The sequence below is a fragment of the Aminobacter sp. NyZ550 genome, assembly GCF_025628925.2.
Lineage (GTDB): Bacteria > Pseudomonadota > Alphaproteobacteria > Rhizobiales > Rhizobiaceae > Aminobacter > Aminobacter ciceronei.
This window is the reverse complement of sequence record NZ_CP114190.1, coordinates 3772338-3785636: the sequence shown is the minus strand read 5'-3', so window position 1 is coordinate 3785636 and position 13299 is coordinate 3772338. Positions and strand designations below refer to the sequence as shown.

The 13299-nt window shown below is 64.0% G+C and carries 13 protein-coding genes; 7 read left to right on the top strand and 6 right to left on the bottom strand.

Annotated features, from left to right (window positions below):
* Positions 1–62 precede the first annotated feature (62 nt).
* From lexA to N7E70_RS18780, 6 genes are all read right to left on the bottom strand, one after another.
* Positions 63–779 (bottom strand): transcriptional repressor LexA, encoded by a 717-nt coding sequence (lexA, locus tag N7E70_RS18805; protein ID WP_067962367.1) that lies wholly within the window; start codon positions 777–779, stop codon positions 63–65.
* A 105-nt stretch (positions 780–884) separates the two neighbouring features.
* The gene (locus N7E70_RS18800; protein WP_263007276.1) at positions 885–2090 is read right to left on the bottom strand and encodes a molybdopterin molybdotransferase MoeA; all 1206 of its coding nucleotides are present in this window, start codon (positions 2088–2090) and stop codon (positions 885–887) included.
* Complete coding sequence (gene moaC / locus N7E70_RS18795) at positions 2091–2573, bottom strand: cyclic pyranopterin monophosphate synthase MoaC (protein ID WP_263007275.1); 483 nt, start codon at positions 2571–2573, stop codon at positions 2091–2093.
* 1 nt (position 2574) lies between these two features.
* Positions 2575–3384, bottom strand: a complete 810-nt coding sequence (gene trpC / locus N7E70_RS18790; RefSeq protein WP_263007274.1) for an indole-3-glycerol phosphate synthase TrpC — start codon at positions 3382–3384, stop codon at positions 2575–2577.
* Positions 3385–3388: 4 nt separating this feature from the next.
* On the bottom strand, positions 3389–4399 hold the full coding sequence (trpD, locus tag N7E70_RS18785; RefSeq protein WP_067962360.1) for an anthranilate phosphoribosyltransferase: 1011 nt from the start codon (positions 4397–4399) through the stop codon (positions 3389–3391).
* Entirely contained in the window at positions 4396–6291 is a 1896-nt protein-coding gene (locus tag N7E70_RS18780) for a SurA N-terminal domain-containing protein (RefSeq protein WP_263007273.1), read from the bottom strand. The genes trpD and N7E70_RS18780 overlap by 4 nt, the downstream gene beginning before the upstream one ends.
* 147 nt (positions 6292–6438) lie before the next feature.
* On the opposite strand from N7E70_RS18780, the gene tpiA reads away from it, so the two are divergent.
* The 7 genes from tpiA (at position 6439) to kdsA (ending at position 13237) form a co-directional block, all read left to right on the top strand.
* On the top strand, positions 6439–7203 hold the full coding sequence (tpiA, locus tag N7E70_RS18775; RefSeq protein ID WP_067962354.1) for a triose-phosphate isomerase: 765 nt from the start codon (positions 6439–6441) through the stop codon (positions 7201–7203).
* A gap of 155 nt (positions 7204–7358) precedes the next feature.
* The gene (secG, locus tag N7E70_RS18770; protein ID WP_154386025.1) at positions 7359–7808 is read left to right on the top strand and encodes a preprotein translocase subunit SecG; all 450 of its coding nucleotides are present in this window, start codon (positions 7359–7361) and stop codon (positions 7806–7808) included.
* Positions 7809–8070: 262 nt separating this feature from the next.
* A complete protein-coding gene (locus tag N7E70_RS18765) occupies positions 8071–9120 on the top strand; it encodes a L,D-transpeptidase (protein WP_312870920.1) in 1050 nt (349 codons plus the stop codon).
* 149 nt (positions 9121–9269) lie between these two features.
* Positions 9270–10907, top strand: coding sequence for a CTP synthase (locus N7E70_RS18760; RefSeq protein ID WP_154386024.1), 1638 nt, complete (start codon positions 9270–9272; stop codon positions 10905–10907).
* 61 nt (positions 10908–10968) lie between these two features.
* Entirely contained in the window at positions 10969–11511 is a 543-nt protein-coding gene (locus N7E70_RS18755) for a DUF1697 domain-containing protein (protein WP_263007272.1), read from the top strand.
* Between the two features lie 50 nt (positions 11512–11561).
* Complete coding sequence (locus tag N7E70_RS18750; RefSeq protein ID WP_263007271.1) at positions 11562–12407, top strand: VOC family protein; 846 nt, start codon at positions 11562–11564, stop codon at positions 12405–12407.
* Positions 12404–13237 (top strand): 3-deoxy-8-phosphooctulonate synthase, encoded by an 834-nt coding sequence (gene kdsA, locus N7E70_RS18745; RefSeq protein ID WP_263007270.1) that lies wholly within the window; start codon positions 12404–12406, stop codon positions 13235–13237. The genes N7E70_RS18750 and kdsA overlap by 4 nt, the downstream gene beginning before the upstream one ends.
* Positions 13238–13299: the final 62 nt, after the last annotated feature.

Sequence of the window (13299 nt, the reverse complement as noted above, 5' to 3'; positions counted from 1 at the left end):
GTCCGGCTTACAGATTGCAGCAGGATGGACAGGCCGAGGTGGCGGAAACGCAGCCCCGGCAATCAATAGCGGCGGATCAGGCCGACAAGCTTGCCCTGCACCTTGACCCTGTCCGGTCCGAAGATGCGGGTTTCATAGGCCGGATTGGCGGCCTCAAGAGCGATCGAGGCACCCTTGCGGCGGAAACGCTTGAGCGTCGCTTCTTCGTCGTCGACGAGGGCGACGATGATCTCACCGGGATTGGCCGTGGTCGAGCTGCGGATGACCACAGTGTCGCCGTCGAAGATGCCGGCCTCGATCATCGAGTCGCCCTTGACCTCGAGCGCGTAATGCTCGCCGCCCATGATCATGTCTGGCGGCACCGAAATCGAATGCGTCTTGTGCTGGATGGCGTCGATCGGCACACCGGCAGCGATGCGTCCCATGACGGGAATGGCAACCGCCGAAGCAACATCGTCGTCATTGCCGGCCGACATGCTGCGTGACGGCTCGGGTTTGCGGCCGAGGCTACCCTCGATGACGCTGGGCGAGAACTTCTTCGCCGCGTTGAGGCCAGGCGCGATCGAATCGGGCAGGCGCAGCACTTCAAGCGCGCGCGCCCGGTTGGGCAGACGCCTGATGAAGCCGCGTTCTTCGAGCGCCGTGATCAGGCGATGGATGCCGGACTTGGAGGCGAGGTCGAGTGCTTCCTTCATCTCGTCGAAGGATGGCGGAATACCCGCTTCCTTCAGCCGCTCGTGGATGAATAGCAAAAGCTCGTGTTGTTTGCGCGTCAGCATCGCCACCCCCGAGGAATCAGAAGAAAAACAAACCCAGAACAAACACTATCTGTTCCAGTTGTGTTCCGCAACTGTTGATATTTCGTGAAGGGTGGAAGGTGCTGCTCAGCGCAACATCATCACCTGGCAGGCGCTGCCGGCTTCGACTGCAGGCGCGAAGGGCACCCGCACGATGGCGCAGTTGGCGTCGGCCAGCGTGCGCAGCATCGAAGAGTCCTGGATCAGGTAGGGTGTGACGACGAGACCCTCAGCGGTCTCGCGCGCAATCGCGCGGACAAAGTCCTGGCGCAGGTCGTTGGCCGCCATTGCCGTGTCGAGAATACCGTTGCGCATGTCGGGTGAATAAGGGCGGCCGCCAAGCTTCGCCAGCAGAGGTTTCAGGAAAATCTGCGAGCAGATCAGGCTGGCGACCGGATTGCCCGGCAGGCCGACGCAGCGGCTGTTGCCGAGCCGGCCGAACATCAGCGGCTTGCCCGGGCGCATCGCGATCTTCCAGAAGTTGAGATCCATGCCGAGATCGGTCAGGACACGGTGAACGAGGTCGTGGTCGCCGACCGAAGCGCCGCCCAGCGTGACGATCACATCGGCGTCGGCGGCGAGCGCCTTGGCGACCAGTGCGGAGATTGCCTCGGTGCGGTCGGCGGCGATGCCGAGATCGAGTACGCGCGCGCCAACCGACTGAACGATCGCCGCGACGCCATAGGCGTTGGAGGCGATGATCTGGTCGGGCCCGGGATTGCTGCCCGGCGGCAATAGCTCGTCGCCGGTGGCGATGATGGCGACCAGAGGCGCCCGCAGCACTTCGACGCTGGGATGATTGGCAGCTGCGATCAGCGAGAGCGCTGCCGGGTCGAGCACACGTCCTGCATCAAGGATGAGGTCGCCCTGCTTGAAGTCGAGGCCCCTGGCGCGGATGTTGCGGCCAGCAAGCGTTGGCTCGAGCACCGCGATCTTGCCATTGCCGAGATCGCGAACGTTCTCCTGAATGACGACGGTATCAGTGCCTTGTGGCACCGGTGCGCCGGTGAAGATGCGGACGCACTCGCCTGGTCCGACGGTGCCCGTGAACTGCTTGCCGGCGGGTGCCTGGCCGATAACCTTGAGCTGCGCCGGCAGTGAAGCGATGTCGGCGGCCTGGACGGCGTAGCCATCCATGGCGGAGGCGTCAAAGGGCGGCTGGGTGCGCAGGGCGTGTAGTGGAGCCGACAGCACGCGGCCTGATGCCTGGGCAAGGCCGACAGTTTCCGTGCCGCGCGGTTCGGCAGCGTCGAGCAGGCGCGCCAGGGCGTCGGCGACGGGCAGCAGCGCCATCTATTCGGCAGCCTTGTAGTCGCCCGACTTGCCGCCGGTCTTCTCGACCAGCCGGATGCCGGAGATCACCATGCCGCGATCGGCGGCCTTGGCCATGTCGTAGATGGTAAGGCAGGCGACCGAGGCAGCCGTCAGCGCTTCCATCTCGACGCCGGTCTTGCCGGTGACGCGGGCAAGCGCCGTGACGCGCAGGCCGGGCAGCGCCTCATCTGGCTCGATCTCGACCGAAACCTTGGTCAAAAGAATGGGATGGCAGAGCGGCACGAGCTCATGGGTGCGTTTGGCCGCCATGATGCCGGCAATGCGGGCGGTGCCGAACACGTCACCCTTCTTGGCGTTGCCCGACAGGATCAACGCCAGTGTCTCCGGGCGCATGACGACATGGCCTTCGGCAATTGCCGTGCGTGTCGTCTCGGCCTTGTCGCCGACGTCGACCATGTTGGCCTCGCCGGTGGCGCCGATATGGGTGAGGGTGGTTGCCATGTCAGGCGCTTGCCAGGGCTGCGCCATCGAGCAGCGCACGCGTCGCCGAGGTCACGTCGGCCTGCCGCATCAGGCTTTCTCCGACGAGGAAACTGGAGATGCCGGATTTCTGCAGACGCAGGCAATCGGCATGCGTGAAGATGCCGCTTTCGCCGACCAGCAGCCGGTCTGCCGGCACCATCGGCGCCAGGCGCTCCGACGTGTCGAGGCTGACCTCGAATGTGCGCAGGTTGCGGTTGTTGATGCCGAGCAGGCGCGACTGAAGCTTCAGCGCGCGTTCTGTCTCTTCTTCGTCATGGACCTCGACGAGCACGTCCATGCCGATTTCGAACGCCTCATCCTCGATACGCCTGGCATCTTCGTCGCTCAGGCTCGCCATGATGATCAGGATCGCGTCCGCGCCCCAGGCACGTGCTTCGTGCACCTGATAGGGCTCGAACATGAAGTCCTTGCGCAATGCCGGCAAGGCGCAGGCATCGCGCGCGGCGGTCAGGAATTCCGGTGCGCCCTGGAAGGACGGCGTGTCCGTCAGCACCGACAGGCAGGCAGCGCCGCCGTCGGCATAGGCCCTGGCGAGCGCCGGCGGATCGAAGTCGGGACGGATCAGGCCTTTGGACGGGCTCGCCTTCTTGATCTCGGCGATCAGGCCAAAGCGGCTTTCACTGTGGCTGGTTTCGAGTGCCGCGAGAAAGCCGCGCGGCTTGGTGACGTCGCGGGCGCGCGCCTTGAGCTCGGCGAGCGGCAGCAGCGCCTTCGCTGCGGCGATCTCGTCGCGCTTGTAGGCTTCGATGCGGCGCAGGATATCGGCCATGTCTCTATCCGTTCGAAACGGCGACCAGTCGGTCGAGCACTGCCTTGGCGCGGCCGCTGTCGATTGCCTCGGCGGCAAGCGGCACGCCTTCGCCGATCGTTGCAGCCTTGCCGGCAACGACGAGGCCGGCACCGGCATTCATCAGCACCGTGTCGCGATAGGCACCCTTGGCACCTTCGAGAACCCCGCGCAGGGCAGCGGCATTGTAGGCGGAATCGCCGCCGCGCAGCTCTTCGCGCGTATGCTTGCTCAAGCCGACCTGTTCGGGCGCCAGCGTAAACGTGGTGATCACACCGTCCTTGAGGGCTGCGACATGGGTCTCACCCGTCGTGGTGATCTCGTCATAACCGTCGCCGTGGACCACCCAGACGTGCTGGGCGCCAAGTTCCTTCAGCGTCTCGGCCACCGGACGCACCCATTCGGGCGAGAACACGCCAACCAGCTGGCGGTTGACGCCGGCGGGATTGGAGAGCGGGCCGAGCAGGTTGAAGATGGTGCGGGTGCCAAGTTCGACGCGGGTCGCGCCGACATGCTTCATCGCCGGGTGATGCGCCGGCGCGAACATGAAGCCGACGCCGGCGTCATGGATGCAGCGGCCGATCGCCTCGGGCGTGAGGTCGATGTTGACGCCAAGGGCGGTCAGAACGTCGGCGGCGCCGGTCAGCGAGGACAGGCCGCGATTGCCGTGCTTGGCGACAGGCACACCTGCGCCCGCGATGACGAAGGCCGAGGCAGTCGAGATGTTGACGCTGTGCGAACCGTCACCGCCGGTGCCGACGATGTCGATGGCATCGGCAGGGGCTTCGACGCGCAGCATCTTGTCGCGCATGGTGGCAACGGCGCCCGATATCTCGCTTACGGTCTCGCCGCGCACCCGCAGCGCCATGAGAAAGCCACCGATCTGGCCGGGCGTGGCTTCGCCCGACATGATGATGTCAAAGGCCTCGCGTGCCTCCTCGAAGGTGAGAGGGGTGCCCGCGGCGACCTTGGCGATATGCGGCTTGAGTGCGCTCATGGCGTTCCCAACGCAAGTGCGCGGGTGATCGCCGCCTGGTTGATCGTTGCTTGATACTCGCCCTGGAGCTGGGCGACGATCTGGTCGAGCAGGTCGTCCGACATGCCCGAGGCAAACTGCTTCTGCGCGTCCTCTGGCACCGCGCTCTTGTCCGCACCGGCAGGCTCGAACACTTCGGCGACCTTGAACAGAATCTGCGCATCGCCGGCAGGGGCGGGGACGATGCCAGTGCCGCCCTGGCCCATTGCAAACATCGCGGAGGCACCCTCGCGGCCAAAATCGGCATCGTCGGCCTCGCGCTTGAGGCCGCGCTTGGTCTGCTTTTCGAGCTTGAGTTCGCCGGCGATCACGTCGAGCGAGGCACCGTCCTTGAGGCGCTTCTCCAACTCGTCGGCTTTTGCCTTGAGACGCTTCGTCGCTTCGGCAGCGGTCCAGTCGGCGACGACCTTCTCGCGGACCTCGTCGAGCGTGCGGTCGCGGGCAGGCGTGATCTCGTCGACCTCGTAGAAGACGAAACCATTGGTGCCGACATTGAGCGGCGGGTTTTCGGTACCGGATTCGGCGGTGAAGGCCGCCTGGATCAGGTTGCGCGAGTCCGGCAGGTCGTTGACGATGGTGCCGTCTGGCTGCTGGCCGGCGCGGTCGATGGCATCGATCGTCACCATCTTGAGCTTCAGCTTGTCGGCGGCAGCCTTCATCGACTCACCTGCGGCGCGGGCGTCCTCGTAGGAGTCGTGCACGTCGAGCAGGATGCGGTTGGCTTCGGCCAGCGCCAACTCCTTGCGGATCTGGTCCTTGACCTCGTCGAAGGTCTTGACGGTTTCCGGCGTGATCTCGCTGACGCGGACCAGCACTGGGCCGAAAGCGCCCTGGACGACGTCGCTGACCTGGTTGGCCTGCAGCGCGAAGGCGGCGTCGGCGACCGCCTTGTCGGCGATCCTGTCCTTGGTCAGCGAGCCGAGGGCCACGTCAGCCGCGGTCTTGCCCTGGTCGGCGACAACCTTGTCGAAGGTCGCACCACCCTTGATCGCATCGGAAGCAGCCTTGGCCGCATCGGCGCTCAGCACAAGCTGGTCGATCTTGCGCGTCTCGGCGGTGGTGAAGTGCGACTTGTTCTTGTCGTAGTCCTGGCGCGCCTGTTCTTCGGTCACGGCTGCGGCATCCATGATGTCTTCCGGCTCGAGCTTGACGTAGCTCAGCTTGCGGAATTCAGGGGCGGCGTAGTTCTTCTTGTTTTCCTCGAACCAGGCCTTGAGCACGTCGTCGCCCGGTGCCGCGATCGGCTCGACGAGCGACTTGGGCAGCGGCAGGTAGTCGATGGTGCGATCTTCGCCGCGGTAAAGTGCGACGGCGCGCAGGAAGGTATCAGGAGCCTCGAGGCCGTCGGAAACGGCTTCGACGATTTGCTGGCGGACCGCAACCTGGGCGCGGTTCTTCAGATAGTCTTCGGGGCGCATGCCGATCTGGCGCAGGATGTATTCAAAAGCCTGGCGGTCGAACTTGCCGTCGGCGCCGCGGAAGGTCGGGTCGTCCCAGGTGAGTTCGGCGAGGCGGTCCTTGGAGAGGCCGAGGCCGAGCTTGCGTGCCTGTTCGTCGAGCACCGCACCGGCGACGAGCTGCGAAAGCACCTGGTTGTCGATGCCGAGCGCGTTGGCCTGGTCGCGGGTCAGGCGCTGGCCGAACTGCTGCGACATGACGTTCAGCTGGCGGTCATAAGCGAGGCGGTATTCGACACCTGTAACATGCGTGCCGCCGGCCGTGACCACCTGGTCGCCGCCGAACTGGCTCATCATCTGACCCGAGATGCCCCAGATCGCGAAGCTGACGACGAGGAGCAGAAGCAACAGCTTCGCAACCCAGGTTCCAGCAGCATTTCGCATCGATTCGAGCATGTAACAGATCCCGTATACGCGCATTGTCGCATGCGCCTGCATGAACGAAGCGCAATAGCGCCCTTCGCCGCCAGTGTCGATTGCTTTGTGGCTTGTTTTTGGTAGTGAGGTTGCCCGAGCGAACATCGATTTCGAGGGAAGAGCACTATGACGCCAGGAATCCGCCCACTCGTTGCCGGCAACTGGAAAATGAACGGCACCAGCAACTCGCTCAACGAATTGCGCAACATTGCCGGCGGTTTCATGAGCGGCCTCGATGCCGAGACCGACGCGCTTCTGTGCGTGCCGGCGACGCTGCTTTCGCGCGCTGCCGAGATCCTGCACCGAACCCCGGTCAAGATGGGTGGCCAGGACTGCCATGCCAAGGAGAGCGGCGCCCATACCGGCGACGTTTCCGCCGAGATGCTCAAGGACGCCGGTGCCAGCCACGTCATCGTCGGTCACTCGGAGCGCCGCACCGACCATGGCGAAACCGACGAGATCGTGCGTGCCAAGGCGGAAGCGGCTTGGCGCGCAGGGCTGGTTGCCGTCATCTGTGTCGGCGAAACCCATGCCGAGCGGGAAGGCGGAACGACGCTGCAGGTATTGTCGCGCCAGATCGAAGGCTCGGTGCCGACGACGGCAACGCCTGCCAATGCTGTCATCGCCTATGAGCCGGTCTGGGCGATCGGCACCGGCTTGACGCCCACGGCTGCCGATGTCGCCGAGGCGCATGCCCATATCCGCGAACGCCTTGCCGCGAAGCTGGGGGCGTCGGCTGCCAAGATGCGCATTCTCTATGGCGGTTCGGTCAAGCCGTCCAATGCCAACGAATTGCTGGCTGTCGCCAACGTCGATGGCGCATTGGTCGGCGGCGCCAGCCTCAAGGCGGCAGATTTCCTCGGCATTGCCGACGCCTATCGCAAGCTCTGATTCACCACACGTGACCGTTGCAAAGGCAGCGTGTCACCCCATATTCGGCCGGCGGGCTTGGAAATGCCTAGAAAGCATTGTATTGAGCCGCCTCCGGAGTGCCGGGCGCTTTTGTGTGCGGCCCTCCCACGTCAGGAAAGATCCCAGGAAGCGCAATGGAAACCGTCCTCATCGTCATCCACTTGATGGTTGTGCTCGCCCTTGTCGGCGTTGTGCTCCTGCAGCGCTCTGAAGGCGGCGGCCTCGGTATCGGTGGCGGATCGGGCTTTATGACGGCGCGTGGCGCTGCCAACGCGCTGACTCGCGCCACCGCCATCCTCGCGACGGTGTTTTTCGTCACGTCGCTGACGCTGTCGATCGTTGCCCGTTACGGCGCCAAGCCGACCGACATCCTCGACCGCGTGCCGACTACCCAGAGTGGAACCACCGGCGGCAACGGCGTTCTCGACCAGCTCGGCGGGTCGACCGCTCCGGCTGCTCCGGCATCAGACGCCACGGCACCCGCGGCTCCCGCGACTCAGCCCGCCGCGCCTGCCGCTTCGGGCACCGAGCAGCCAGCTCCGGCCACGCCGGCAGCCCCTGCGACGCCGCAGGTTCCTAACTAACTATTTACCCTTTGCCGCAACCTGTTGTTGTTTGAACACAGTTGCGGCAAATGCCGCGTCAATCACGACAATTCGATTGGTCAGCCGGTGGTGCCTCCCTTGAGGCGCCTCCGGCTAATCTATTATAGCAGGGTTGCGGCATTCGGCGGGGGAGCCTTGGGGGCACCGCGTTTGGTCGCAAGAAAATTTCGCGTTGAACGTTCGGGATCCCTTCGCCATGCAGCTCCGCCGCATCCTTCTTGCTGGCCTTTGCGCCACTTTCATGAGCTCGACAGCCTTTGCCGCCACCTCGGCCGGCACCGTTGCGGCGCCGCAGCCTGCCGCAAGCGACGTCATCACTGTCGCCGCCAAGAGCGATGCTGCTGAACTCAAGCTGCTCAAGAAAAAGAAGAAGCCGACCGACGAGGACTTGTCGCGAATCAAGGACCTCGAAGCCAAGATCAAGGCCGATAAGGAAGTCGCCCGGCTGAAGATGCTCGAGGCCAAGAAGATGGCGATGCGGGCCGCAGCCAAGGCGAAGGCCGAACAGGCCCGCGAACTTGCCCGCCTGAAGAAGTCTGAAAAGGCTACCGCCCAGGTTGCCACCGCCTCAGCTCCGGCTCCCAAGCGCGATCTCCAGCCGCTCGCTGTGATGAAGCCGATCGAGCCACTGGCGCCCGATGTCGCGGAAGTGGCTTCTGCCGGCAACAATGGCGAGCTGCGCAGCGAGAGCCAGGATCGTCCGCGCCAGACCGGCCTGCTCGCCGGCATCTTCGGCGGCAGCGCGCCGCAGCAGTCGATGCTGCCGCAGACACGTGCGCTCGACGCCGTGCTGCAAGCCAAGCAGGCCAAGAAGCAGTTCAAGGTGAAGTCCGACTTCGAGCCGCAGGAAGTCTCGTTCTCCGGCTACGAGCGCGGCCAGATCGTCGTCGATACCGGCGCGCGCTATCTCTATCTGATCGAATCGTCGTCGACGGCGCGCCGCTATGCGATTGCGGTCGGCCGCGAAGGCCTGGAGTTCAAGGGCAAGGCCACCATCGGCGACAAGCAGGAATGGCCGCGCTGGATCCCGACCAAGGAAATGCAGGAACGCGAACCCAAGAAGTACGGCCAGTACAAGGACGGCATGAACGGCGGGCCGGAAAACCCGCTGGGAGCGCGTGCCATCTACCTTTACCAGGGCAAGAAGGATACCCATATCCGTATCCATGGTACCAACCAGCCGCAGACGATCGGCACAAACTCTTCGAACGGTTGCTTCCGTATGGTCAACGACCACGTCATGGATCTCTACAACCGCGTGAGGATGGGCTCTGAAGTCATCGTCATGTAAGGGGTTTTCATAACGCTGATAGCGGGCCGGCGGTCACGCCGGCCTTTTTGTTTGCATGGCCTACAGGCAGCAACACTGAACAGCCAGATAGGGAAAAGTCCGACGCGGCGGATTTTTCTCTGGCGGAATCGATTTGGCCGCGTTAAGCGATGAATCCCATGGCGCGATATGTTTTTATTACCGGCGGCGTGGTCTCTTCCCTTGGAAAAGGCATAGCCGCAGCGGCCCTCGGGGCTCTTCTGCAGGCACGCGGATATCGCGTGCGCATCCGAAAACTCGATCCGTATCTCAATGTCGATCCGGGAACGATGTCGCCTTACCAGCATGGTGAGGTGTTCGTGACCGACGACGGCGCGGAAACCGATCTCGATCTGGGTCACTATGAGCGCTTCACCGGGCGTTCGGCGAACCAGAGCGACAACATCACCACCGGCCGCATCTACAAGAACATCATCGAACGCGAGCGGCGCGGCGACTATCTCGGCGCAACCGTCCAGGTCATCCCGCACGTCACGGACGAGATCAAGAACTTCATCCTCGACGGCAATGACGAGTACGACTTCGTGCTCTGCGAGATCGGCGGTACGGTGGGCGACATCGAGGCGATGCCGTTCCTCGAGGCGATCCGCCAGCTCGGCAACGACCTGCCGCGCAACAACGCTGTCTATGTCCATCTGACTTTGATGCCGTACATCCCCACCGCTGGCGAGCTCAAGACCAAGCCGACCCAGCATTCGGTCAAGGAATTGCGCTCGATCGGCATTGCGCCCGACATCCTCCTGGTGCGCGCCGACCGCGACATCCCGAAGGAAGAACGCCGCAAGCTGTCGCTGTTCTGCAATGTGCGCGAATCCGCCGTCATCCAGGCGCTCGACGTCGGCCACATCTACGACGTGCCGCTGGCCTACCATAAGGAAGGTCTGGACTCGGAAGTCCTGGCCGCCTTCGGCATCGATCCGGCACCCAAGCCGCGTCTCGACCCTTGGCAGAATGTGTCGCAGCTGATCCACAACCCGGAAGGCGAAGTTACCATCGCCGTGGTCGGCAAGTACACGGGCCTCAAGGACGCATACAAGTCGCTGATCGAGGCGCTGTCGCATGGCGGTCTCGCCAACAACGTCAAGGTCAAGCTCGACTGGATCGAAAGCGAAGTCTTCGAGAAGGAAGATCCGGCTCCATTCCTCGAAAAGGTCCACGGTATTCTGGTTCCCGGCGGCTTCGGCGAGCGAGGCTCGGAAGGCAAGATCCTGGCGGCCAAGTTCGCCCGCGAGCGCAAGGTGCCGTATTTCGGCATCTGCTTCGGCATGCAGATGGCGTGCATCGAGGCTGCCCGTTCGCTGGCCGGCATCGAGGCTGCTTCGTCGACCGAGTTCGGTTCGACCAAGGAGCCGGTCGTCGGCCTGATGACCGAATGGCTCAAGGGCAACATGCTCGAGAAGCGCAAGGCTTCGGGCGATCTCGGCGGCACGATGCGTCTCGGCGCGTTTGACGCCAAGCTTACCGAAGGCTCGAAGATCGCCGAGATCTATGGCGACACCGACATCTCCGAGCGTCACCGCCACCGCTACGAGGTCAACATCGACTACAAGGACCGCCTCGAAGAGTGCGGCCTGGTCTTTGCCGGCATGTCGCCCGACGGCGTGCTGCCCGAGACCGTCGAGTATCCCGACCATCCCTGGTTCATCGGCGTGCAATACCATCCGGAGCTGAAGAGCCGTCCGCTGGAGCCGCACCCGCTGTTTGCGAGCTTCATCGAAGCCGCTGTCGAACAGAGCCGGCTGGTCTGATATCCATGCGCGCCGATGTGCACTCGCCGGCGCGCATTTCTTTCCCCGGGTGGCCGGCCGCATGATCACCTATGTCGCGCTGCTCTACAGCGTCGTTCTCGGACCCGGCCGTCGCCTCGTCATGTCCGACTTGCGTGACATGGCGACGGATCTCGGCCTCGAAAATCCGCGTACGCTGGTTGCAACCGGAAACCTCGTCTTCGAGGCAGAAGGCAAGACGGTTTCGGCACTGGAGCGCGAACTCGAAGCGGCGTTCGCGCCAAAATTCGGCAAGCATGTCGATATCATCGTCCGCGATGCCGCCGCCTGGCTGAAGCTCGTCGCTGCCAACCCTTTTCTCGCGGAATCCGAACTGCACGCCGATCAGGTCGGTGTCCGTGTGATGCGCGAGCCGGTGACTTCGGAAGTGATCGAGCGGCTTCGCCCCTATGCCGCCGCCGACGAAAAGCTCACATCTGTCGACGGCGACATCTGGCTCTATTTTTCCCGCAATATGGCGTCGTCGCGGCTGCTTGGCGCTCTGACGCCCAAGCGCGCCGGTGGTGTCGGCACGTCGCGCAATTGGAACACAGTCCGCCGGCTGGGCGACATGGTGGCGTCGTAGCGCGAGCGGGCAGTCTTGCTTCACATCGGGATTTCGGGCACAGCGCAGCCATGACGAAAACCAACAGCCCGCGGCCGCTCGACCACGTGGTCCTGCCGACCGGTGACCTGACGCTGGCGCGCGACCGGCTTGCCGCACTTGGCTTCAGCGTCTCGCCGCAAGGCACGCACCCGTTCGGAACCATCAATTGCTGTGTCTATCTCAGCGACGGCACCTTCCTGGAGCCGCTTGCCGTCGGTGACCGGGTCGCGGCCGACAAGGCGGTTCGTGAAGGCAACGCGTTTGTTGCGCGCGATCGTGTCTTCCGCGACGCGCATGGCGAGGAGGGCTTTTCGGCCGTTGTGTTCGGATCCGATGACGCCGACGCCGACCATACCGCGTTCGTGGCTGCAGGCGTATCCGCAGGCAGCCGGCTCGATTTTTCGCGTCCTTTCGTCGACGCCTCGGGCAGGTCCGACGTAGCATCGTTTCGGCTGGCTTTCGCTGCCCAGCCCAATGCCGATGCCGACGCCTTCTTTTTCACCTGCGAGCGTGCCAACGTACCTGCCGTCGACCGGTCGGCGCTCCAGGCACATGCCAACGGCGCCGGACGCGTCTTGGCGATCGAGCTTGCTGCCGGAAACATCGCGGCGGCGGCCAAGTTGCTTGCGACAATCGCACGGAGTGCGGCCGACGATGCCGGCGTGGCACTCGCAAATGCGCGGCTAAGCATCCGCTACGGGCCATATGCGCCGGGCATTCGACTTGAAGCCATCGTCTTTGTCGTCGACGACCTTGCCGCGACAAGGGCGCTTCTTGTCGAACGCGCCGTCGCGCACGATCTAGACGGCCAGCGCCTTGTGGTTCCGGCTGCGCCGGGGCAGGGCGCAATCTTCATCTTCGAGGAGCAGAAATGACCAAGCCGAATGCAAATGTGACGGTCGGCAAGACCCTCTTCGCCAATGATGCGCCACTGTCGCTGATCGCCGGCCCGTGCCAGTTCGAATCGCGCCAGCATGCCTTCGACATGGCCGGCAAGCTCAAGGAACTTGCCCAGAAACTCGGCATCGGCTTCGTCTACAAGTCGAGCTTCGACAAGGCCAACCGCAGCTCGCTGTCGAGCACGCGCGGCGCGGGCCTTGAAGCTGCGCTGCCCGCCTTCGCCGACCTGCGCAAGGAACTCGGTGTCACCGTCGTCACCGACGTCCACACCGAGGAGCAGTGCGCCATCGTCGCCGAAGTTGTCGACGTGCTGCAGATTCCGGCTTTCCTTAGCCGCCAGACCGACCTGCTGATTGCTGCCGCAAAAACCGGCAAGGTGGTCAACGTCAAGAAGGGCCAGTTCCTGGCGCCTTGGGACATGAAGAACGTGGTGGCAAAGGTGACCGGCTCGGGCAATCCGAACGTGCTGGTGACCGAGCGCGGCACGTCGTTCGGCTACAACACGCTGGTCTCCGACATGCGCGGCCTGCCTGTCATGGCCGACATAGGCGCACCCGTGATCTTCGACGCCACCCATTCGGTGCAGCAGCCGGGCGGGCAGGGCGCCACCTCGGGCGGCGAGCGCCGCTTCGTCGAGACGCTGGCGCGGGCGGCCGTAGCCGTCGGCGTTGCCGGCGTGTTCATCGAAACACATGAAGACCCCGACAATTCGACCTCTTCGGACGGTCCCAATATGGTGCCGTTCAAGGACATGCCGGCCTTGCTCGAACGCCTGATGGCCTTCGACCGTATCGCCAAGGGCTGAGGCAGGCTGTCTGCAACTCCAGCTTGAGCCCGGCTTGCGCCGGGCGTAGGCTCGCTTCCGTG

What these genes read in the sequence shown, in the direction of transcription:
- tpiA (WP_067962354.1), top strand. Translation starts at nt 6,439, where the DNA reads ATGACGCCAGGAATCCGCCCACTCGTTGCCGGCAACTGGAAAATGAAC.
- secG (WP_154386025.1), top strand. Translation starts at nt 7,359, where the DNA reads ATGGAAACCGTCCTCATCGTCATCCACTTGATGGTTGTGCTCGCCCTT.
- N7E70_RS18800 (WP_263007276.1), bottom strand. Translation starts at nt 2,090, where the DNA reads ATGGCGCTGCTGCCCGTCGCCGACGCCCTGGCGCGCCTGCTCGACGCT.
- N7E70_RS18765 (WP_312870920.1), top strand. Translation starts at nt 8,071, where the DNA reads ATGAGCTCGACAGCCTTTGCCGCCACCTCGGCCGGCACCGTTGCGGCG.
- moaC (WP_263007275.1), bottom strand. Translation starts at nt 2,573, where the DNA reads ATGGCAACCACCCTCACCCATATCGGCGCCACCGGCGAGGCCAACATG.
- lexA (WP_067962367.1), bottom strand. Translation starts at nt 779, where the DNA reads ATGCTGACGCGCAAACAACACGAGCTTTTGCTATTCATCCACGAGCGG.
- kdsA (WP_263007270.1), top strand. Translation starts at nt 12,404, where the DNA reads ATGACCAAGCCGAATGCAAATGTGACGGTCGGCAAGACCCTCTTCGCC.
- trpD (WP_067962360.1), bottom strand. Translation starts at nt 4,399, where the DNA reads ATGAGCGCACTCAAGCCGCATATCGCCAAGGTCGCCGCGGGCACCCCT.
- N7E70_RS18780 (WP_263007273.1), bottom strand. Translation starts at nt 6,291, where the DNA reads ATGCTCGAATCGATGCGAAATGCTGCTGGAACCTGGGTTGCGAAGCTG.
- N7E70_RS18750 (WP_263007271.1), top strand. Translation starts at nt 11,562, where the DNA reads ATGACGAAAACCAACAGCCCGCGGCCGCTCGACCACGTGGTCCTGCCG.
- trpC (WP_263007274.1), bottom strand. Translation starts at nt 3,384, where the DNA reads ATGGCCGATATCCTGCGCCGCATCGAAGCCTACAAGCGCGACGAGATC.
- N7E70_RS18760 (WP_154386024.1), top strand. Translation starts at nt 9,270, where the DNA reads ATGAATCCCATGGCGCGATATGTTTTTATTACCGGCGGCGTGGTCTCT.
- N7E70_RS18755 (WP_263007272.1), top strand. Translation starts at nt 10,969, where the DNA reads ATGATCACCTATGTCGCGCTGCTCTACAGCGTCGTTCTCGGACCCGGC.